The sequence below is a fragment of the Pseudomonadota bacterium genome (genome assembly GCA_039033415.1).
GTDB lineage: Bacteria > Pseudomonadota > Gammaproteobacteria > Xanthomonadales > SZUA-38 > JANQOZ01.
In genome coordinates, this window is sequence record JBCCCR010000034.1 from 20509 (window position 1) to 40610 (window position 20102).

General features: G+C 61.0%; 17 protein-coding genes. 9 read left to right on the forward strand and 8 right to left on the reverse strand.

Annotated elements, in window-relative coordinates; genetic code table 11:
• Positions 1-57: 57 nt before the first annotated feature.
• Complete coding sequence (locus tag AAF358_22680) at positions 58-1428, forward strand: MFS transporter (GenBank protein MEM7708377.1); 1371 nt, start codon at positions 58-60, stop codon at positions 1426-1428.
• Between the two features lie 18 nt (positions 1429-1446).
• Here the strand turns inward: AAF358_22680 and AAF358_22685 are convergent, their stop codons facing one another.
• Positions 1447-2148, reverse strand: a complete 702-nt coding sequence (locus tag AAF358_22685; protein ID MEM7708378.1) for a pirin family protein — start codon at positions 2146-2148, stop codon at positions 1447-1449.
• A gap of 201 nt (positions 2149-2349) precedes the next feature.
• Here AAF358_22685 and AAF358_22690 point away from each other — a divergent pair, with 201 nt between their 5' ends.
• From AAF358_22690 to AAF358_22700, 3 genes are read left to right on the forward strand one after another with little or no spacing between them, the layout of a single operon-like run.
• Positions 2350-3249: a DUF1838 family protein gene (locus AAF358_22690; GenBank protein MEM7708379.1), complete on the forward strand. Its 900-nt coding sequence runs from the start codon at positions 2350-2352 to the stop codon at positions 3247-3249.
• 55 nt (positions 3250-3304) lie between these two features.
• Positions 3305-3721 carry a DUF1330 domain-containing protein gene (locus tag AAF358_22695; protein MEM7708380.1) on the forward strand — a complete coding sequence of 139 codons (417 nt, stop codon included), beginning with the start codon at positions 3305-3307 and terminating at the stop codon, positions 3719-3721.
• Positions 3722-3759: 38 nt separating this feature from the next.
• Positions 3760-4338 (forward strand): acyl-CoA thioesterase, encoded by a 579-nt coding sequence (locus AAF358_22700; protein MEM7708381.1) that lies wholly within the window; start codon positions 3760-3762, stop codon positions 4336-4338.
• A gap of 39 nt (positions 4339-4377) precedes the next feature.
• On the opposite strand, the gene AAF358_22705 is transcribed toward AAF358_22700, so the two are convergent.
• Both AAF358_22705 and AAF358_22710 read right to left on the reverse strand, forming a co-directional pair.
• On the reverse strand, positions 4378-5232 hold the full coding sequence (locus AAF358_22705) for a DUF3667 domain-containing protein (GenBank protein MEM7708382.1): 855 nt from the start codon (positions 5230-5232) through the stop codon (positions 4378-4380).
• A gap of 78 nt (positions 5233-5310) precedes the next feature.
• Positions 5311-8574 (reverse strand): PDZ domain-containing protein, encoded by a 3264-nt coding sequence (locus tag AAF358_22710; GenBank protein MEM7708383.1) that lies wholly within the window; start codon positions 8572-8574, stop codon positions 5311-5313.
• 113 nt (positions 8575-8687) lie between these two features.
• Here AAF358_22710 and AAF358_22715 point away from each other — a divergent pair, with 113 nt between their 5' ends.
• The 3 genes from AAF358_22715 (at position 8688) to AAF358_22725 (ending at position 11877) form a co-directional block, all read left to right on the forward strand.
• A complete protein-coding gene (locus AAF358_22715; protein MEM7708384.1) occupies positions 8688-9146 on the forward strand; it encodes a RidA family protein in 459 nt (152 codons plus the stop codon).
• Between the two features lie 86 nt (positions 9147-9232).
• A complete protein-coding gene (locus AAF358_22720) occupies positions 9233-10090 on the forward strand; it encodes an alpha/beta hydrolase (protein ID MEM7708385.1) in 858 nt (285 codons plus the stop codon).
• A 122-nt stretch (positions 10091-10212) separates the two neighbouring features.
• Complete coding sequence (locus AAF358_22725; protein MEM7708386.1) at positions 10213-11877, forward strand: hypothetical protein; 1665 nt, start codon at positions 10213-10215, stop codon at positions 11875-11877.
• A gap of 40 nt (positions 11878-11917) precedes the next feature.
• Here AAF358_22725 and AAF358_22730 read toward each other — a convergent pair whose 3' ends face one another.
• Positions 11918-12256 carry a monooxygenase gene (locus tag AAF358_22730; protein MEM7708387.1) on the reverse strand — a complete coding sequence of 113 codons (339 nt, stop codon included), beginning with the start codon at positions 12254-12256 and terminating at the stop codon, positions 11918-11920.
• A 102-nt stretch (positions 12257-12358) separates the two neighbouring features.
• A complete protein-coding gene (locus AAF358_22735) occupies positions 12359-13768 on the reverse strand; it encodes a phospholipase D-like domain-containing protein (protein ID MEM7708388.1) in 1410 nt (469 codons plus the stop codon).
• 167 nt (positions 13769-13935) lie between these two features.
• On the opposite strand from AAF358_22735, the gene AAF358_22740 reads away from it, so the two are divergent.
• Positions 13936-14151, forward strand: coding sequence for a TIGR02450 family Trp-rich protein (locus AAF358_22740; GenBank protein ID MEM7708389.1), 216 nt, complete (start codon positions 13936-13938; stop codon positions 14149-14151).
• Positions 14152-14163: 12 nt separating this feature from the next.
• Here AAF358_22740 and AAF358_22745 read toward each other — a convergent pair whose 3' ends face one another.
• Positions 14164-14694, reverse strand: coding sequence for a phosphatase PAP2 family protein (locus AAF358_22745; GenBank protein ID MEM7708390.1), 531 nt, complete (start codon positions 14692-14694; stop codon positions 14164-14166).
• A 196-nt stretch (positions 14695-14890) separates the two neighbouring features.
• Between AAF358_22745 and AAF358_22750 the strand changes: the two genes are divergently transcribed.
• Positions 14891-16576: a bifunctional UDP-sugar hydrolase/5'-nucleotidase gene (locus AAF358_22750; protein ID MEM7708391.1), complete on the forward strand. Its 1686-nt coding sequence runs from the start codon at positions 14891-14893 to the stop codon at positions 16574-16576.
• On the opposite strand, the gene AAF358_22755 is transcribed toward AAF358_22750, so the two are convergent.
• Positions 16577-17779, reverse strand: coding sequence for a cohesin domain-containing protein (locus AAF358_22755; GenBank protein ID MEM7708392.1), 1203 nt, complete (start codon positions 17777-17779; stop codon positions 16577-16579).
• A gap of 203 nt (positions 17780-17982) precedes the next feature.
• Complete coding sequence (locus AAF358_22760; protein ID MEM7708393.1) at positions 17983-20001, reverse strand: hypothetical protein; 2019 nt, start codon at positions 19999-20001, stop codon at positions 17983-17985.
• Positions 20002-20102: the final 101 nt, after the last annotated feature.

The following is a 20102-nucleotide window of genomic DNA, read 5'->3' on the forward strand; positions in this document are numbered from 1 at the left end:
AAGCGCGCGTCCGCTGCCCGGGACAGGCCGCACAATTAGTCAAAGGGGAGTCCACCGTTGTCCGAAGTCATCATCGCCAAGGATCAGGGCCTGCGGGGCCGGACGATCGCCTGGTCCGCTGGCCAGATCGCCGTGCAGATCTACCGGGACGTGCCGTCGCTGCTGCTGCTCTTTTACATGACCCAGGTGCTCGGCATCAGCCCCGGGCTGGCCGGCGGCGCCATCTTTGTCCCGAAGCTGATTGTCGCCGTACTGGCCGATCTCGGTGCCGGGTGGTTCAGTGACCGCCTAAAAGAAACCAATCGGCGGGCGCATCTGCTGCTGCTGGGCGCCGTGATTTCGCCGCCACTTCTGGTGCTGCTGTTCCAAGCGCCGGGGGACGGTACCGAGATGATGCGTGCGCTGCAGGTGTCCCTCGTGCTGTCAGCGTACATGATCGTTTTCTCGCTGTTTTCCGTGCCTCATCTCGCGCTGGGCACCCAGATCTCCGCAGACCCCGGGCGCCGCACTGCCGCCATGGCCTGGCGAACCGCCATGGCGGCCGTTGGCCTGCTGGTCGCGGCATCCGTTGCCCCTATCCTGGTTGAGCGCTTCGGCGGCGGTGCGTCAGGCTACAGCCTGATGGCTTGGATTCTTGGCGCAATCTGCCTGGTGACGCTACTGATCGCCTGGTGGGGCAGTCGGCATATCGATATTCGCGATGCCGCCCGAGCGATTCCTCAGGCGGCCGCACAGGCCACTGGAAAGGCGATGGGTCGCTGGCGTGCGCTGGCGGCGAACCGTGCTGCGCTGGGGTTGCTGGGCGCGTTCCTTTGTCAGCTGTGTGCCATGGGCATGGCCTACGCGACTTTGGCCTATCTCTTCAGCTTCAACCTCGAGTTCCCGAATCCCCTGGAGACCATCGGGATTATGGTGCTGCTGACCAGCGTGATGGCCATGGCCATGCAGCCGATCTGGGTGGCTGTGTCCCGCAAGATCGGGCGACGCGCAGTCTATCTGCTGGGTTTGCTGGGCTATACGTTTTCCCTGTGCCTGATCGCGTTTGCGCCGGCTGGCAACAGCCTGTGGGTCTACGTGGGCGGGGTCATTATGGGAACGTTTCAGTCGGCGTGCTTTACCACCGCTTTTTCCTTGCTGTCCGACGTCATCGAGCACGACCGCGAGATCAGCGGTGAATCGCGCGCGGGGTTCTTCTCAGCGTTGTTTACCATCATCGACAAAGTCGGTTTTGCCCTGGGCGGCACGCTGCTGGTGGGCCTGGTGCTTGAGTTCACGGGATTCGCCGCGGGACAGCCGACGCAAAGCAAAGACGCGCTGTCCGGCATCACGCTCGGTTTCGCGCTGCTGCCGGCGTTTTTCAACGTTCTCTCGATGGCGCTGTTGTTGTTTGTTTATCCGCGAGAAAAGCCGGCCGCTACGGTTTCGTAGCGGCCAGACAACGCGGCGTTAGCGCCCCATATCGAAGAGCAGTACCTCGGCGTCACTGACGCCCTCGATCTCATGGCGATCCGCGCCGGTCATCGCGACACCGTCTCCAGCCTTCAGGGTTTTTCCGTTCAGCCTGACCGAGCCGCGCGCGACCTGGAGCCAGCCGTTTCGCTGCGCTGCCAGCTCAAACTCCACCTGATCACCCGCATCGAGCAGTGAGGCGTAGAGGTCCACGTCCTGATGGATCGTGACCGAACCGTCCCGGCCGTCGCGGGAACCGACGAGACGCAGCTTGCCGCGCTTTTCGGCATGGGTGAAGGCCTTTTGCTCGTAGCTGGGCTCCAGCCCCTTCTTTTCCGGCATGATCCAGATTTGCAGGAAGTGCACCGGGTCAACGTCGGAAGCGTTGTATTCGCTGTGCCGCACGCCGGTGCCCGCAGTCATGCGCTGCACGTCACCCGGGCGGATCACCGATCCGGTGCCGAGGCTGTCCTTGTGCTCCAGCGCACCGTCCAGCACGTAGGAAATAATTTCCATGTCGCTGTGGCCGTGAGTATCGAACCCCTTACCAGGCTGCACCTGATCTTCGTTGATCACCCGCAGCGGCCCAAAACCCATAAATTGTGGGTCGTAATAATGGCCAAAGGAAAAGGTGTGCCGGCTGTCCAGCCAGCCAAAGTTAGCGACGCCGCGTTCGTTTGCCGGTCGAATTGCAAGCATGATGTGCTCCTTCAAATTCGTCGCTAATTGATGGGAGCTATTTTCGACTATCCTTCAATAGATAACAATAATACAGATAACTGACATTTTGTCGCCCTTACGACGACAATTAAAACAACCAGTAGTCCCACGAGTTCGTTTTGCGACGTCGAGTTTCCCGAGTATGGTGTGCGCTGATCACCATTTCTTGAGGCCGTGCTCATGATTCGAAAAACGCTTTTTGCCCTGCTGCTCGCCGGCTCCTTTAGCGCCGCCGCCGAAAAACTGACCCTGACCGGCAGCGACGCGTTTGTCGCTATGCAGAAAACGACGTGCGGCACGGTCGAGGCCGGCGTGATCCGCTATGGCGTTTTTGAAGGACGGGCCTACAGCCGCATTCCCGGCGAAAAGGATCGCCATATGTTTGACCTCCTTGGGGTGAACGTTCGTCACTGCAGGGTCAGCGAAGATCCGAAGCGGGGCCGCTCCTTCCGGAGCGTTTCTCGAGAGATCATGGTCTACCTTGATCCAGAGACGGGAGAGCTCATCGACAGCTGGGAAAATCCGTGGACCGGCGAGACGATCAAGGTGCTCCATGTCGCCAACGACCCGGTGAACATGCGGGAGCCGAGATACGAGCAGGAGGCTGACGGCAGCTCCAACCTGTCCATGCCCCTGCGTCGCTATGGCGACATCACCGCGCGATCCTCCGAAATCCCGCTGTTCTATACCAACCCTCTGGGCGGTGACTATCAGCCCTATGTTGGCGGCACTTACCACGCGATGGAGATTTTCGACAGCTTCTACGACACCAAGAAGTTGCTCGACAGCAGCGAGCCCTCGATTGGTCAATCGCATCTCGGATGGGTACGGGTCGCCAAGTGGCTGCCCTGGCTCAAGATGGGCGACCGGCCGGGCTGGATGATTTTTAATGCGACCGGCTTCAACACGTTTGATCGCGAGCTGCTGCCCGAGCGCCTGGTCAAGATCCTCGACCAGCGTTTCCCGGAATACTGGAATCCGCCACCGCTCGACGACGATCGCCCCAACGAGACGTCCTGGACCGTCTTTAAGCAATATATTGAGGAGCATGGCGATGCGAGCAGCAGCGAGGACCACTAAGTACTCACGTGACCTCGGCAGATTGCTGTGCGCCGCTGGGGGTGTGGCGTGCATCTTGGCCTGCGCATGGGCGAGCGCCGAGGGGCAGGCCACGGCCTGCGATGAGCCGGTGCTGATGCTGGTCATCGGCCAGCTCGAGAGCCGTGATGCGCTGAAGGAGTACGGCGTGGCCCTGCGCAAGCTGAACACCTACCCGGAGCAGCAGGGCTATTACGAATTTTCCACCCGACCCAGCGAGACTTTTGAGGGCCAGTGGCCGGACAACCAGTTCATCATTGGGGCCAACTTCCCCTGCGTCGAGGCCGCTCGAGGTTTCTGGTTCTCAGACGACTACCAGTCCATCCGGCACCTAAGGTCCGGGGCCGGCAAGATCTCGGTCACCATCCATCCGGTGAATGAGGTCCCTGAGTACATCGGCAAAGCCGCCCCAAAACGCCTGCTGCCACCGCAGCCCACCCAGTCGCCACCTTAGTCGGCGCGCAAGCACAACGATCACCATAGGGTTCATTGATGGACGGACAATCGGTCAGCTTCTCCCGCACCACCATGACGGAACTGATGATCCCGGCCTACGCCAACTTCGGCGGTAAAATTCACGGCGGACACCTCTTGTCGCTGATGGACAAGGTGGCCTACGCCTGCGCCAGCCGTCATGCGGGGACGTATTGTGTCACCGTCTCCGTCGACACCGTGCACTTTCTCAAGCCGGTTGAGGTCGGGGAGCTGGTATCGTTTCAAGCGTCGGTGAACTATGTGGGGAACAGCTCGCTGGTTGTGGGCATGCGGGTGACTTCCGAAAACGTTCAGTCGCGCGTCGTCAACCACACCAATACGAGCTACTTCACCATGGTGGCGCGCTCCGAGACCGGCGGAAAAGTCCAGGTGCCACCGCTGATTCTCGAAACAACCGACGACGTTCGGCGCTTCTTTGCCGCACTCAAACGTCGCGAGCTCAGCCAGCGCAATCGCGAGACGATGAAAGCCTACGACCACAGCGACTTCCGGCTGAGCGGAGAAGCTGGTGCCGCGCTGGCTGACGAACGCTGCATCATTCACCTGCTAGATGAATCGTCAGACATGGGCTCTTAGCGTCGCGCATTCGGCATGCTGCGAGGGCGGCGGCGACGCCTAGAGGCTCCAAAGCGTAGCCAGCAGGAGCGCCAGTCGGTAGCCAAATGTAATCAGCAGCAAGCCTGCCAACACAATCACGGTAAGGGCAAGCGCCGGTAGCCGCTCAAGGCCGTAGAATCCGCGTAGCGTGAAATACCAGTACACGCCTTTGATTGGCTCGACTCCAAGTTCCAGAACGACCCAGGCCACCGACCGGTAGGAGGCCAACGTGTCCGGGGTGAACACCGCAAAGACCAGGTGCGGCCAGACCGAGGCAAAAAGGCTAAAGATGATCAGCAGCTCAAAGGCGTAGTAGTGAATGGCGATCACGCTGTGTTCGACCATGCGGTTCGGCCGGCGGAACAGGATCATCGACAGGAAGAGCGCCAAGGCTGGCACCATCAGGAAAACCAAGGTTCGCGCCAAGACGTCTGACCGAACGTTGAACACCTGCTCAAAGTCTGCATATCCAAGGTTCAGCGCCGACGACTTAGCCGCCACCCACGCCTCCGCCGGGATATAGTCGCTGTAGATTTGTTGGCTCATCTGGGATGCGAGCGGTGTGTTGTAGCCGGAAAACAGCGCCCAGGACTGAACAAAAAAATAGACGACGTTCGCCAGGAGAAAAAGCTGCAGTGGCCGCAGATAGGGCACCCGGCGCCCTGCAAAATGTTCGCTCGCGAGTCCGCCGGGGCGCAGCGCCAACCATCGAAGCGACCGCAACAGTCTCGAGTCAATATCAGCCAGCTGGCCAAAAGCATCCAAAAGCAGTCGCGAAACGGACCAGTCTTTTCCGACCAGCACGCGCTCACCGCACTCGTGACAAAACGGGCCCGCCAGCGTAGAACCACAGTTGGCGCAACGATTCACCACTTACGGTGAATATCCGATCTCAGCGAGCAGGTTAATAAAGCGCAACTGAACCTAGCTCCGAGCGGCCCGATATGCTGCCTAGTTGCGAGCGGCGCGGGTGGGAAAAGGCGGACGAGTCGGCTTAGTGTAGGCACGGTCTTTTAGCCCCGCCAGCGCCAGCTCGATCGCTTTTTCCAGCTGCGGATCCCGACCGGCGTTGATTTCGCTCGGCCACTGAACGACCTCAACATCGGGAGCGACGCCCACGTTTTCGACAATCCAGCCGTCTTCGTTCCAGATCGCCAGGTTGGGCGCGGTGATGCCGCCGCCGTCCATCAGCGGAGGAAAACCGAGGATCCCAACCAGGCCGCCCCACGTCCGTGTGCCTACCACAGGCCCCAGCTCATACTTCTTGAACATCCAGGGCAGAAGATCGCCACCTGATCCGGCATTTTCGTCAGCGATCATGACCTTAGGGCCGTAAACGGCGCCTCGCGGACTCACCAGATCATCGCCGTAGCGCATCGCCCACCAGGCGGCGAACGGGCGGCTCAGGATGTCGATGTAGTAATCCGCGAACAGTCCGCCGCCGTTGTAGCGTTCGTCGATAATCATCCCGGCCTTGTGGGACTGGGGATAAAAATAGCGCTTGAAGTATTCATGCCCCGCGCCGGCGGTGTTGGGGACGTGCACGTAGCCGATCTGGCCGTCGGTGGCCTCGTGAACTTTGCGCATGTTGTCCTCGACCCAGTGACGATTGCGCAAGGCGGCCTCGTTGGCGATCGGGGTCACCTCAACCTGCCGGGTCTCCGCACCCGGCGATTCGGCCACCGTCAGCGTTACCGGCTGACCGACTTTCTGCTCGAAGTACCGAAACAGACTTTGGCTTGCCGTGACCGCCTGCCCATCAACCGCCAGTAGATAGTCGCCGACATTCACCTGGACGCCGGCCTCGGCCAGGGGCGCTTTGAGCTCCGGACTCCAGTTCAACCCGCCGTAGATTCGCGCAAAGCGATAGAGGTTGTTCTCGATCTTGTAGTCAGCGCCCAGCAGCCCCACCGAGACGTTGTCAGGATCTTCGATGCTGTCCCCGTCGGTCGAATAGCTGTGCCCGACCGCCAGCTCACTGGCCATCCAGCGCATAATCCGCAGCAGGTCATCGCGAGTCGCGACATGGGCGACCATCGGCTGGTAGCGTTCGCGGACCGCCTCCCAGTCTGCGCCGTGGTAGTTGTCGGCGTAGAAATAATCTCGATTGATGCGCCAGGCCTCGTCGAAGATCTGAGCCCATTCCTTGCGCGGCTCGACCCGGACCTTGACCTTGTCCAGCGCGAGCTGACCCTCACCGGGCTTAAGCTCAGCACCCGCGTCAACCACGTACCACTGGCCCTGCTGCAGATAGAACAGCTTTTCACCGTTGGCGCTGAGCTGAAACGCCGCCACGCCCGCCGCCAGGGTTTTGCTTTCCCGATCTTCGAACGAAAACCGCTTGAGTTCACCGGCGCCGCTGAACGCCTCAAAGGAGGTCTTGCCGGTCGTTTCGATCCAGTAAAGCGTGCCGGTTTTGCCGACCGCCAGGCTATGCCGCGTGGCTGCCTCACCGGGCACCACCTGGATTCGATGATTCAGGCCAGCAAAATCCACCCGGGTTTCTGATGCCTTCTCGCCCTCGTCGTCGCCCCCTTCTTCCGAGGCCTCATCCTCGGGCGCACTCTCCTGAATTGCGACCTCGTCGTCCTCCGGAGGCAACGGATTGGGACCGTCTGCCGCCAGGGTCGCCACGTAGATCTGATGTTTCATGGTGACGTCGATGCTCGACTGGGCAAACCAGTCCTTAAGCGGTCCAGCCTGCGTGGAGGCCAGCATATAGAGATGGTCACCGCTGGGATCGAAGACCGGATAGCTGACCTCTGCCATCCCGTCGGTCACCCGCCGCGACTCCTGGCTGGCAACGTCGTAGAGGTGCACCACCTGCGTCAGGCCAGCATCGTTGAGCGTGTAGGCAAGCCACCGCGAGTCCGGACTGAAGCTGTAGGTGAGTGTGATCACCGGGCTGTAGACCGGCTCCTGACCTATCTTCACCACGGTGCCCTTCGCAACGTCCAGCAGGTGCAGGGCCAGCGCATTGTCCCGAAAGGCAAGCTGCTGGCTGTCCGGCGACCAGACCGGGTCAAAATAGAAGCCGGCGCCGTCGAGTTCGATGCGACGCGTTTCGCCATCGGGCATCGACTGGATGTGCAGCCCATATTCACCCCCCTGGTCAGAAAACCAGGCCAGGCTGGCGCCATCGGGAGACCAGGCCGGACTCCGGTCGTGAACACCGGGCGACTCGGTGACGGCTTTAGGGAAACCCTTCTTGGCCGGGACGGTGACAATTTCGCCGCGATACTCCAGCGCCACCCGCTGACCATCAGGCGCTAGGTGCGCATCGCGAACCCATTCTTTGCCGCTGGCCCAGCGCGGTCGGGCCTCGCGCAGATCGGACGCCGCGCCGACCTTTAGGGTCTTCACGGTGTTGCCTTTCGCCTCGAGCACCTTCAGCTGGCCTCCGTGTTCAAACACAATCGCGTTGTCGCCCGACCGCGCGTTCAACACCGGAAACTCATCAAACTCCGTCAGCTGCTCTACCTGACCGTCTGCAAAGCGAAAGAGATTGAACTCCCCCGCCCGGTCGGAATTAAAGTAGACGGTGTCGCCAACCCACATCGGATCGGTGTCGTTCGAACCACCTTCAGGTTTGGGGATTTCCACAACCTCATAATCGTCAAGATCCATGATCCAGATTCGGCTGATCGTACCGCCGCGATAGTTTTTCCACTGCGTGTGGGCAGCGCGATGCGGGGTGTAGGCAATCTTCGACCCGTCGGGCGACAGCGCCGCGAGGAATCCCGTTGGAACGGGCAACCGCGTCGCGGGTCCACCGGAGACCGCCACGGTATAGAGGTGACGGTGCCGTCGCGTATGGACGCTCCGGGCACTCGAAAACAACACCCGGCTGCTGTCACCGCTAAACCCGAGGGTCAAATCGAGACCAGGGTGCCACGTGAGTCGCTGCACCACGCCGCCGCCGGCAGGCATCACGTACACATCGGTATTCCCGTCATAGTTCCCGCTGAACGCCAGCCATCGACCGTCGGGGGACAGCACGGGGCGCGACTCGCCGCCTTCAGCAGTGGTGACCCGTCTGGCGACGCCGCCGTCGCGAGGCGCAATCCAAATATCGTTGTCATAGACAAAAGCCAGCTGGTAGCCGCTAAGGGCTGGCGATCGAAGCAAACGCGTGTCGGCGCTGGCAACCGCCGAAGTTTCGAAGCTGATGGCCAGCAACAGCGTGGCAAAAAGGACTAGCAGAAGTGATCGCACTGGGCAGGCTCCCAAATCGTGATGAGCGGACGTTAGCAGATCCCGCGTGGCGTAGTTACCCCGCCGTCGAGTATTCTCTGGGTCAGACCGGTGCTGACCTCGAGGCGCAACCCATGAAACCACTCATCCCAAACTTCTTGATGCGATTCCTGGCTCTGGCCGCGCTCTGGGCGGCAACGGCGCTGGCGGACACTCCGGTCAAGTACCCCAACACCCAATATCCCGATTTTCCGTTCTCTGAAGCGGTCGCCCACGGCGGCGTGCTGTATCTTTCCGGGGAAATCGGCACGGGCGCCGATGGCAAGCTTGTCGCCGGTGGTATCCAGGGCGAGGCCAAACAAACGATGGACAATATCCGGGACAAGCTCGAGCGCCACGACCTGACCATGGATGACGTCATCAAATGCACCGTGTTTCTCGCTGACATCGACGAGTGGGGGGATTTCAATCAGGTCTACGCCCGCTACTTTGACAAAGGGCGCTTTCCGGCTCGCAGTGCGCTGGCGGCCTCCGGACTGGCCCTGAATGCCAGGGTAGAGGTGGAATGCCTGGCCGCGATGCAGGACAACTGATCGCTGAAACCTAAACCGCAAAGCCTCAGTAGGTCCCATCGAGTCGCAATTCAGCCGCTGGCCCTCCAGGCTCGGAAGGAGTGGGCGTGCCGCTGCTAAGCCTGGAGGACTTCGATCTCCACTATGAAGTGACGGGATCCGGACCTCCCACCCTCCTGGTTCATGGCCTTGGATCGAGCGGCGCCGACTGGGCATTCCAGGTAGCGCGGCTCTCTTCGTCCTACCAGCTAATCTGCCCGGACCTGCGCGGGTCGGGCTTAAGTGGCAAACCCGTTGGCCCCTACAGTGTCCACCAGCTTGCGGCGGACTTGTGGCAGCTGATCGATGAGCTTGGTCTCCAGTCATGCAACTTGGTGGGATTTTCTCTCGGCGGCGCGGTGGCCCTGGAGATGGCGCTGCAGCAGGGCGAGCGTGCAGATCGACTGGTGATGATCAATGCGCTGCCAACCTACCGCATCGATCACTGGCGAAAGTGGATGCAGGCTCAGCTGCAGCTGAATCTGGTCCGCTGGCTGGGCTTACCCCATACCGCTCGGGTCATCGCCAAACGCATCTTTCCCCATGAGTTTCAGGCGCCGATGCGCCGTCGGGTCGAACAGGTTGTCGGGCAGAACGCCAAGGCACCCTACCTGGCAACGCTGCGGGCCCTGATGGACTGGTGCGCCGCCGATCGGCTTCACCAGATTAACAAGCCAACGCTGTTTCTTTCCGCAGAATTTGACTACACGCCGGCCGAAGAAAAGCGTGCGTTCGCCGAAGAGATCGGCGCCGAGTTTCTGCTGGTCAAAGGCTCGCGCCACGGCACACCGTTTGACGCCATCAGCGCAACCAATCGTGTGCTCGAAGCTTTCCTTGGCCAGCAGCCTCTTCCGACTAACGTCTCGGCAGATGACGAAGCCGAGTTTGTCGCCAACACGGAACCGGCAACCCACGCCAACCGCTAGCCTGTTGCACCGCCACACGCGCTGGCTGGCCTCCTTTGGTGAGTTCTTGCGTACATCTCTTTAAGACGCCGGGGCTGCGCCTCGATCAGCAAAACGGCGTCTCTCGCGTGAGGACAACCGCCATGAGAAACCGATGGATAAGCATTCTTTTGCTGCTGCCGCTTCTGGCGGCTGCGCAACCCCTGACCACTAGTTTTTCTTACCAGGGCAGCCTCAGTCGGTCCGGCAGCCTGGCTACGGGCGTGTTTGATCTGCAGTTCGAGCTGTTTGACGCGCTGGAAAACGGCGCGCCCGTTGGCGTGCCAATCATAGTTGAGGACGTGGCGGTGGTCGACGGGATTTTTACCGTCACGCTGGACTTTGGCGCGATGCCGTTTGCCGGCGACCAGCTCTGGCTGGAAATTGGCGTTCGCGAGGGAGCTAGCGTCGATGATTATCAAGGCCTGGCGCCGCGGCAGGCCGTTACCGCAACCCCTTACGCGCTGCATGCGGAAATGGTGGCTATGGACGCCATCACTAGCAACGAGATCGCGGCGAATGCGGTAGGCGTCGGCGAAATCGATTCATCCGAGGTGCAGCGCCGGCTGCAGGGCGCCTGCGCCGCTGAGTCCGCGATCCGCCAGATCAATGCTGACGGCAGTGTGGTTTGCGAGGCTGACGACGTGAATCCCAGCTACTGGACGCCCAATTCGGATGACGCCCTGGAGCCGGATCGCAGCCTCCGGATCGAGCCGGGGACTCCGTTTCCGATGCAGGTGCGCTCCGCCAGCGCGTTCGACGACCCTCAGCTGGCGCTAGTCGAGGACAGTACCAATCAACTCGCGCGGCTGAGCTTTTACAATGCGCCGGCCAGCTTTGCCGACTTCGACAATCCGGTGATGTGGACCATTGCCGCGCAGATTACCGGGACGCCAGAAAACGACCGGATGAACTTCTTTAACCGCAACTTCGGAGACGTCCTCAGTCTCACCGGTGACGGTCTGGTGGGCGTCAACACGGTCAGCCCGCTGGCGTCGCTGGATCTCCGTTCCGACGACCAGTTCTTCTGGGGCGTCGGCAACGGCCGGGGCGACTTCTATCTCGGCGACGGACAGGTGGGCCTATCGATGGGCACGACGCTGGCCGGCGACGAGCGCGGAACGGCGCGGATCTGGACTAAAGGAGGCGTCGAGCGGCTGCTGCTCGGCTCGGAGACCCACGGCGATCAGCTGACGCTTCGCGACGGCAACATCGGGCTGGGCAATAGCGATCCAGGCGTTGCCGTGGACATTGCCGGCCAGATCCGGGCCCGCGACCTGGCGCACGGCGACAGCAGCAACCGGGCGGTGGCCGTTGAACCCGACGGCGACCTGGTGACGGTTGCACCGCAAACGCGGTTTCTTTCGCTATCGCCAGCGGCGTTTACGCCGCGAGATTCAGCAACTGCCTACTTTCGAACAGGGCAGTTTGTTCAGATCTCCGACACTGGCCTGCGGCAACTTTGGGCTCCGGTGAATTTGCCGCACGGCGCGCTCGTGACTGAGGTGACTTTCTGGTTCCGCGACAACAGCTCGGAGGACCTCTTGTTTCAGCTCTTTTACTACAGCCCGGACAGCACCGCGAATTTCGGAGCCATGGCCGCCATCGCCAGCAACGGCGCCAGCACCGACGTTCGAAGCGTCACGGACAACAGCATTTCGCAAGCCACCATCGACACGCAAAACCGCAACTACGCGATTGTTATCCAGAGCACCAACTGGCAGTCGCAACTTCGGGTGCACACCGTACGAATTACCTACACGCTTTAGTCGCTTGCAGACCAGGCTGCATCGCCTTTAGCCGGCGCAATCAACCGTCAGCAACGTAAATCGCCAGCTCATGGGCGACACCGTCCGCGATGGCCGGACTGTCGAAAAACTGAACCGTCGGCTTGGCGCCGGTCTGTTCCCGCATCCGATCGAACCACGGCTGATCGTAAAACTGCTCGGCTAGCGCCCGTGACTCCCACTCATACACACCGCCGCCTGAGTCTTCTCCGGAGAGAAAGTACTTACGACGCAGTCCCGGGATGTTGGTATAGCGCGGACCGGTTTGCTCAAGAAGTTCACGGAGGGCCACCTCCGGCATTGATCCCGACACCGGAAACGTGACCACAACAACAACAGGTATCGATGGCGGACGCACCATGACCACTCCTTAGCGTTGGTTTGCCCACAGTCTGGCAAATCACTCCAACAACGTCACTTCCCGCAGGCGGCGGCCTGTCTGGCCGGCTGCGCCTCACTCAATTCATAGATAGGGAGAAAACAGGAAGACAAACGAGTCTCTCAGCCTGACCAGCGTCGATCGACTCAAAAGCTGATCGCTGGTCACAGGATGGCTGAGGGCGATCACCCGATCCATGTGTGTCCGAAGCTCGCGGTTTAGGTCGCGACAGAACACCTCGACGCCGAGCTCAAAATTCAGCCGCAGGCTCCGGGGATCAAGGTTGGCTGAACCGATCAAACAGTATTCCTGGTCGACGCACAGCAGCTTGGAATGGCAAAAAGGTGGGGGTTGGTAATAGACCTCAATCCCCCACTGGATCAGCTCAAGCAGCAGGTTGCGGTTGGCCCAGTGCACAAAAAACAGGTTGTTTTTCGCGGGCAACACCACACGAACGCGGGTACCCCGATGGGCCGCGGCCTGCAGGGCGGCAATCAGTTCGCGGCTAGGCAAGAAATAGGGTGTCATGATGTCGACCGAATCCGACGCGCCGGCCACAACGCCCTGAATCGTGAACGACAGGGCATCCAAAAGGTCGTCCGGCCCGTCGGGCACCACTCGGCATCGCGCTTTGCCGCCGGAACTGGACTGCACCACCTCGGGAACCTCGATCGGCTGGCCGGTCGCAAAGCGCCAGTCATCATGGAATACCGCCTCCAGCTCGGTCACCACCGGGCCCTGCAGGCGGAAATGAACGTCGGTCACGGCGCGGGGCACGGCCGGGCTCTGGCAGTTTTCATCACCGATGTTCATCCCCCCGGCGTAGGCGACCCGGTGATCGACCACCAGCAGCTTGCGGTGATTGCGCAGATTGACGTAGACGCTGGGGGGGATCAGGCGAGGCGGCAAGAACCGACCTATGTTGACGCCTCGTCGGTCGAGCGCGCGGGAGGGCTTTCGCCAGGAATACAGCTCACCGACTCCGTCGATCAGCACCATGACGTCCACCCCCCGGGCCGCTGCGGCACTCAGCGCGTCGACAAAGGTCTGGCCGGTTTCGTCGAGCTTGAAAATGTAGGTGGCCAGCAAAATCTGGCTTCGGGCGCCCTCGATTTCCGCCAGCATAGCCGGATAGGCCTCATCGCCGTTGTGGAACGCCTCCACGGCGTTGCTATCGGTTAGCTCACGGCCGGTGATTCGCTGGCCCACAGCCGCAACCCCCTTCGCGGCGGGTCCGAGCAGGTTGCCGCGGGGGCGGCTCAACTCATAGCGGACGGCCAACGGGGAGCGCCGCATGCCTCGCGCTCGGGTCCTGACTCGATTGATACCAAACACGAAGTAGGCCAATGGACCGCCATAAGGGACAAAAGCGCACGCCATGATCCACCCCATGGCCGCCCGGGAATCGCGCTTAAAGAGCAGAATGTGATAGACGCCCCAGGACGCGGGAGCGATATGCAGCAAAGCCAGGAGATAAACAGACAGGACGTCCACGGCGCTCGTTTTAGACCGGCGATAGACCCTCGATTTTAGCACCGCAGGTCTTAAGCTAGCCCTTTCGACGCCCAAAACGAGCGGGTATACGGTAGGCGGAATGCTTCAGCAGGCCTCGGTTCAGCGGCACAATAGGCGCTCCCGTCTACCGATCAGGACACCTGCGTTTGAACCAGATCAATCCCCGCAAGCTGATGCGCAGCAAGTGGACCGCCGCGACGCCAGTCAACCGGGAGAAGCATTTTATGGTGACCAAAGTCGAGTTCGATGAAGACGGCACGGTGGTGTACTGCGAACTGGAAGCCGTGATGAGCAAGCGCACGCAGTCGATCGACTGGCGCGAGCTGAAGGACGTCTCCCGCTGGCGTTTCGGTTGGCGCTAATGACTCGTTTGGTCAAAAACGACCGCTGATCGATAGGCCCACGTAACCGTCCTGAGCGAGGGGTGATACCTGCAGATCCTTATACCGGGTCGTGAATAGGTGGCTGCTCGCGATGCCGATCAGCGCGCCCGCAATCACATCCGCCTCGTCGTGCCTATCCGACTCGACCCGACTGTAGGCCACAAATGCGGCAGCACCGTAGGCTGCCGTGCCGTAGCGCCAGCCGTAGCGACGCTGGATAAAATGCGCCGCCGTGAACGCCTTGCTGGCATGCCCGGACGGAAACGCGGTACAGCAGCTACCGGTGGGCCGTTCCTTATCGATCACCGTCTTTAGCGTTTCGGTGACCAGCTCGCTAACCACATAGGATTTGAGCAGCTGCATGGCGCCCTCGTTGCCTTCCTCATATAGGAGCGTCGCAGCGAGCGCAGAAGCCGGCAGCAATATGACGCCAACCTCACCCGCCTCCTTGAGATCAGCCTGCGCCGGGCTAAGCCAGCAGAGGACTACGGCGAGCAGTGGACAGATGTATTTCCGAGGCAAGGGTCCGATCTCCGGTTCAGCGATTTGGCAGCATGGCTGACGAGCCGCGTTGACCAACATCATAACGACAATCGCGACGCGTTGAGCTACGCAGATACCACGGTGCGCCCAGCCACAGCCACCATCGACGACCCAAGCTGTACAGCAATCCGGGTGCGGTTGGTGACCGGATGATGCGGCGTGTACGCTGTGCGCCATGAGGAGTCTAAGGATCCTGCTACTCAGCGTGGCCGCGATGCTGGCGGCTGGCTGCGCCGTCCGGGAAAATCGGCCGGACACCTTCACGCTGACGGTGATCGGCAGCAACGATATCCACGGGGAGCTGGCGGCACGCGACGGCCCTGGGGGACTCGAAACGTTCTCTGGCTATGTCGACGCCCTCCGTGCGGCTCGCAACGCCGACGGCGGCGAGGTGCTGCTGATCGATGCCGGCGATATGTGGCAGGGCACCCTGGCATCCAACCTGAATGAAGGGCGCGCCGCCGTGGCGGCTTTCAACGCCATGGGTTATGACGCGGCGGCAGTCGGCAACCATGAGTTCGACTTTGGGCCGGTCGGAGACCTGGCGATCCCGGAGTCGGCAGCCGACGATCCGCGTGGGGCTCTGAAACAGCGGGCCCGCGAGGCGCAATATCCGCTGCTCGCTGCCAACCTCCACCAAAAGGACGGCGGCGATCGGTGGCTGGCTGACAACGTGATGCCCTCAGTCATGCTCAATCGTAGCGGCTTTAAGATCGGAGTGATCGGCGTTATGACGGCGCGAGCCCTGGATGCAACCATCGCCGCCAACGTCATGGACCTTGTCGTCAGACCGCTCGTGCCAACGATTGAAGCGGAAGCTCGGCAGCTGCGGGGCCGCGGTGCTGATCTGGTCATCGTCGCGGCCCATGCCGGCGGACGATGCCAGTCTTTCGAAGATCCCGAGGATCTCTCAAGCTGTCGGATGGAAAGCGAGATCTTTCGAGTTGCCGAGGCGCTGCCACCGGGGCTGGTCGACCAGATTGTCGCCGGCCACGTCCATCAGGGCGTCGCTCATCGGGTCAATGGGATCGTGATCACCTCCGCTTTTTCCAATACCCGGGCCTTCGACCGAGTGGACTATCGCATTGAGAGAACCAGCGGAAAGATCCTCGGCCAAAAGATCTTCCCACCCCAGCTCATTGTTTCCGGCAACCGCTATGAAGGCCGCAGCGTTAAACCAAACCCGGCGGTCGTCGAGATTGCCCGCCAGGCCACGGCAGACGCGGAGGAACTGAAGAACCGACTGCTCGGCGTTCGGCTCAGCGGTGAATTTGGACTCCAGGGCAGCCCGGACTCAGCGCTCGGCAACCTGTTTACCCATGCGATTTATGAATCGATCGAGGTTGATATCGCGCTACAGAATGTCGTCGGCGGACTGCGCCAACCGTTGCCGGCAGGTGAGCTGACTTACGGCGACCTGTTCATGACGTTTCCCTTCGACAACCGCCTCGTGCTGTTTGACATCACCGGCCGCGAGCTTCGACGGGTTTTGGCCTCCGAAGCAAGGCGCGGAGCACGTACCGCCGGTATTGCCGGGGTTGCGGCTGAGATCGAATGTCAGGACGATGTCCTCAGTGTTCGTATGACACACCGCGATGGGTGGATTGTTGAGGATGACGATAAGTTGAGCGTCGGAACCAGCGACTACCTGGCCCTTGGGGGCGCCAACGTGTTGACCGCCATCATTCCCGAAGGCGGCTTTCCCATCGACACCAGCCTTCCGCTGATCAGGGACATCCTGATCGACTGGCTCGCCAAGCAGCCCTTGGCCTTGGACCCAGCGACCTTCACAACCCGGGAGCAGCAGAATTGGTTTCGGCCCGAGTCGCTGCCGGCCAGCTGTGTGTTTAGCGAGCCCTGACTATTCGAAGCCGTCGGTAAAAACGAGATTGGCGATTACGCGGAGATCGACAGTCCGCACTTCCATGGGTGCCAGCGCCGGCACCATAAACGTCTGCGTCTGGGCTGAGCCCGACATGATGGTCACCTCCAGGTCCTCACCCGGATCAACGACCGTTCCGTAGGCGCCATCCTCTGGGTTGGTAGCGGTCACCTGGCTGCTGCTGACAAACAGGAAAGCTCCAATCGGCACGCTGGCCTCACCCGCTGTCACGTTACCGATGATCATCGCGGCCTGCTGGTCTACGGTCTCGACGTTCATGAACAGGTCGTAAGGGAACTCTGGGCCGTGCAGTCCGTAGCAGTCGCGGATCCTCAGCAGGTACACCTGATTGTCCGGGAGAACTGGCGGCTCGGCCCCGACAACTTCGGTGCCGGGCGGCGGACCACTGCCTTGATCACACTGGTTGTATTCCGCGATCGGGGCTGCGTTTTCGTCGATGATTCGATCAGGACCGAAAACCTCCACGTTGGGGGTGATCTCGCCGCCATCCCCGCACATGCCGTTGCAAACGTCGAATTGGAATGTGCCCTGCCCCATGTCGACCAGCACCCAGTCTTCGTCGGTGTCGGAGTCGAACGCGTGACTGTCAGAGCGGATCATCGAACTATCGCTCGCCCTGGCGCTCAAGGGCGTATCGTCATCTTCGAATCGATCGACGGCGTTTGGTTCACCCGGAGCGATAACTCGGACAAATCCGCCCGAAGAATCACCCGAAGGGTCGATCACCTGCGCCTGCGTGTCAGAGTAGTTCTCAGAGAGGATCGACAGCAGGATCGTGGCTGGGCCAGGCAAGTCTGACGTAACGCGGAACGTCACACGGCCAATGAAGCCGTTAGGCAACGCTTCCAGAAAAAATGAAAAGCCGAGAAAGGTCACCCTTCCAGGCTGGTCGCGACACGCGGCGCTGATGCCCTCGGCGAGAAGGGCTGAGCAGCTTTCGAAGGTAAGAAATTCGGTAGGAAACCCGATCTCAAAATCTACCGCGGAGATGTCCAGGTCGCCGCCATCGAATTGGATGTCTACCGTGACGGTATCGCCGGCAACCGTGATACCCGAACCGACATCAACCAGCGGCTGAGAAAAAGAGGGCGACATAAAGACAAGAGTCGCCAGCAGGATACAAAGCATCAGCAGGGGCTTTGTCGGTATCTTGCTCGTCATACAGATGGTGCCTCTGGGTCCGAAGGTCTGCTATAGCATCAGCTCGCTATTAGAACGACCGATCACGTCGAAACTTGACCCAAGGGCGGGTAAAAAGTGTGTCGCAGGTCTCACCCCAGGAAAGAAAACGAGGTTTTGGGTAAGGGTGGCAAACGTGCCGCGAGGACGCAGCGTTAAACGACTCGGATTTGCGGGTTGGTCAGCTAAGCGTCTTCTGGCTCTTCATTCGTGAGCATCCACCGGAGTGCGGCGACCTCACCCTCCGTAGCCAGCTTTTCGATGTACATACGGTGAAATGACGGATCGGACATAAGCCGATCGGCGCCCGAGATCAGGTCGTCGCGGAGTTGCCTGGCCTGCGCAAGGCCGTCAATCGCGTCCCCGAGTTCAGCGCCGTCACTGATCTCCAGCATACGGGCTTCCAACTCAGTACCCATGATGAGCTCGATGAGCGATCCACCGGGCAGCTGCATCGCCCGGGCGGCGGCAACGCAACCGGCCAGCATCCGCTCTTCAAGCTCGCCCACACAGTGATAGGACAGCCGGGCCACGGGAAGGCTGAGAGCCGCCGCATAGCCAATGCTCACAAGAGCGGGAGCCATGTCCCAGACGCCCAGCAGGTCACTTTCTGGAGCCAAGCCCATGTGCCGAGAAATGACGTCAGCGCCGATCGCGGTCATCAGTCCATAGGCGCCTTTCATGAGTTTGGCCTGTCCAGACTTTTCCAGGTAGATCACACCATTTTCGGTGTCCCCGGCGTCGAGGTAGTAGACGGCCGCCAGCAGATAGCCCTGGGAATCCTCTGGCTCATGCTCTATTAGGCGCTCCGCGACGCCTTTGAGACACTCGGGTTCCCGAAAGCAGCGGTCGGCCACCAGGCGATGGGCCAGCGGGTGCCCGGGGAATTGCTTGGCTATCGCATAAGCCGCCGCCAGCCGATCGTCGTGAGAAGCATCGGGCCGATCGAGACCCGTATGCAGCAACAAAATCTGTGCTTCCGGCGAAGGGTCTGCCGCCAAACTTTGACGAAAAGGCTTCGTCTGCATTCTTTCATAAAGCACGTCGGTAAGGCGTTCAACCTCGGCCTTCACCATGTCCGGCGTCACGCAGTCGGGCGCCTCCGGTGCCGCATCCGTATCGACACAACGCCGGCGCTCGGGCGTCGAGGCCTTTAGCACCATCTGGTGATAGTTGCCGGTCGCCTCCTTTTTGGCGTGGGTTGCGCCAAAGTCGATTACGGTGTCCAGCTCACCAAAGTTGACGTAGGCTTCCAGCATGGGCGCCGCGAGTCCGGTTTGATACATCTCTTCCTGAACTGCAGCCACCTGATCAAATCGGTGTTTCAAGCTTTGCCGCTCAAGCGCGAGTGCCGTTAGCTTGTCGGTCTCGCCCCGACGCTCGAAAATTCGTTCTTCGATCGCCAGCGCCCGGTTGTAGGCCAACCGGCCGGTTCCCGGCAGCTTCATCGCTTTGGCGACGGCCAGGCAGCCGGTCATCAGCGGCTCATCTCCTGCCCTCTGACACCGCCGGCCCAGGACATTGATCGGGTGTGTCGAGAGGTGCGCGATCATCCCCTCGCCCAGGCCTTCTCTGGCAGCCTCTCTGAGCTTGAGCGGGTCGTCGAGCAACGGCTCGGCCTCGCCAAACACTTCAAACTGGGCCTTCGTGATCGCCCAGTAGCCGGTCCGGAACCGCTCCCGCTCCGCTGCCTGCACCATCCACGATGCCGCTTGAGTCACGTCGCCGTGGGCCAGCGCCTCCTGGGCAAGAAAAAGCGGGCCAAGCGCGTTGTCGGGCTGGTGCTGATCAAGGGCGGCGCCATGGCGCTGCAGGCACTCATCCGGGGGCTCCAGCAAAGCCTCGTTGCAGTGCAACAGAGCGAGAACCCGCGGCGCCAGCTCCGCTGGCACTGTCTCGACGACCGCATTGAGCGATCGCTCGAACGCTCGGTTTTCCCGGCTGGCACGCCGATCACCCCAGGGACCCTCCGGATAACGCAGCAGCAGGCTCTGGACCATCCGATACCGCCAGTCGGTGCTTTCCTGAAGCCTCTCCTGGAACGGCGGGCTGGAAACCTCCCACCAGTAGGCTTCCATCAGCGCGTCGAGTTCCGTGTTCAGCTCCTCTTGGGTGATCTGCTGGCCGCCCACCCAGAGCAGCTTTTCCTCCGCCAAGACCGACGAACAGAGATTCAGGAACACGAACCAGAGCAAGATACGCATGTCGATTTTATAACCGAAAAAAAACCCGGCCGCCAAGGCCATAGGACACAAACAGCGAGCAAAACCGTGGCCGGACGATCCTGCTCGCCACGATGGTCGTC

What these genes read in the sequence shown, in the direction of transcription:
- AAF358_22685 (MEM7708378.1), bottom strand. Translation starts at nt 2,148, where the DNA reads ATGCTTGCAATTCGACCGGCAAACGAACGCGGCGTCGCTAACTTTGGC.
- AAF358_22690 (MEM7708379.1), top strand. Translation starts at nt 2,350, where the DNA reads ATGATTCGAAAAACGCTTTTTGCCCTGCTGCTCGCCGGCTCCTTTAGC.
- AAF358_22700 (MEM7708381.1), top strand. Translation starts at nt 3,760, where the DNA reads ATGGACGGACAATCGGTCAGCTTCTCCCGCACCACCATGACGGAACTG.
- AAF358_22715 (MEM7708384.1), top strand. Translation starts at nt 8,688, where the DNA reads ATGAAACCACTCATCCCAAACTTCTTGATGCGATTCCTGGCTCTGGCC.
- AAF358_22725 (MEM7708386.1), top strand. Translation starts at nt 10,213, where the DNA reads ATGAGAAACCGATGGATAAGCATTCTTTTGCTGCTGCCGCTTCTGGCG.
- AAF358_22730 (MEM7708387.1), bottom strand. Translation starts at nt 12,256, where the DNA reads ATGGTGCGTCCGCCATCGATACCTGTTGTTGTTGTGGTCACGTTTCCG.
- AAF358_22750 (MEM7708391.1), top strand. Translation starts at nt 14,891, where the DNA reads ATGAGGAGTCTAAGGATCCTGCTACTCAGCGTGGCCGCGATGCTGGCG.
- AAF358_22755 (MEM7708392.1), bottom strand. Translation starts at nt 17,779, where the DNA reads ATGACGAGCAAGATACCGACAAAGCCCCTGCTGATGCTTTGTATCCTG.
- AAF358_22760 (MEM7708393.1), bottom strand. Translation starts at nt 20,001, where the DNA reads ATGCGTATCTTGCTCTGGTTCGTGTTCCTGAATCTCTGTTCGTCGGTC.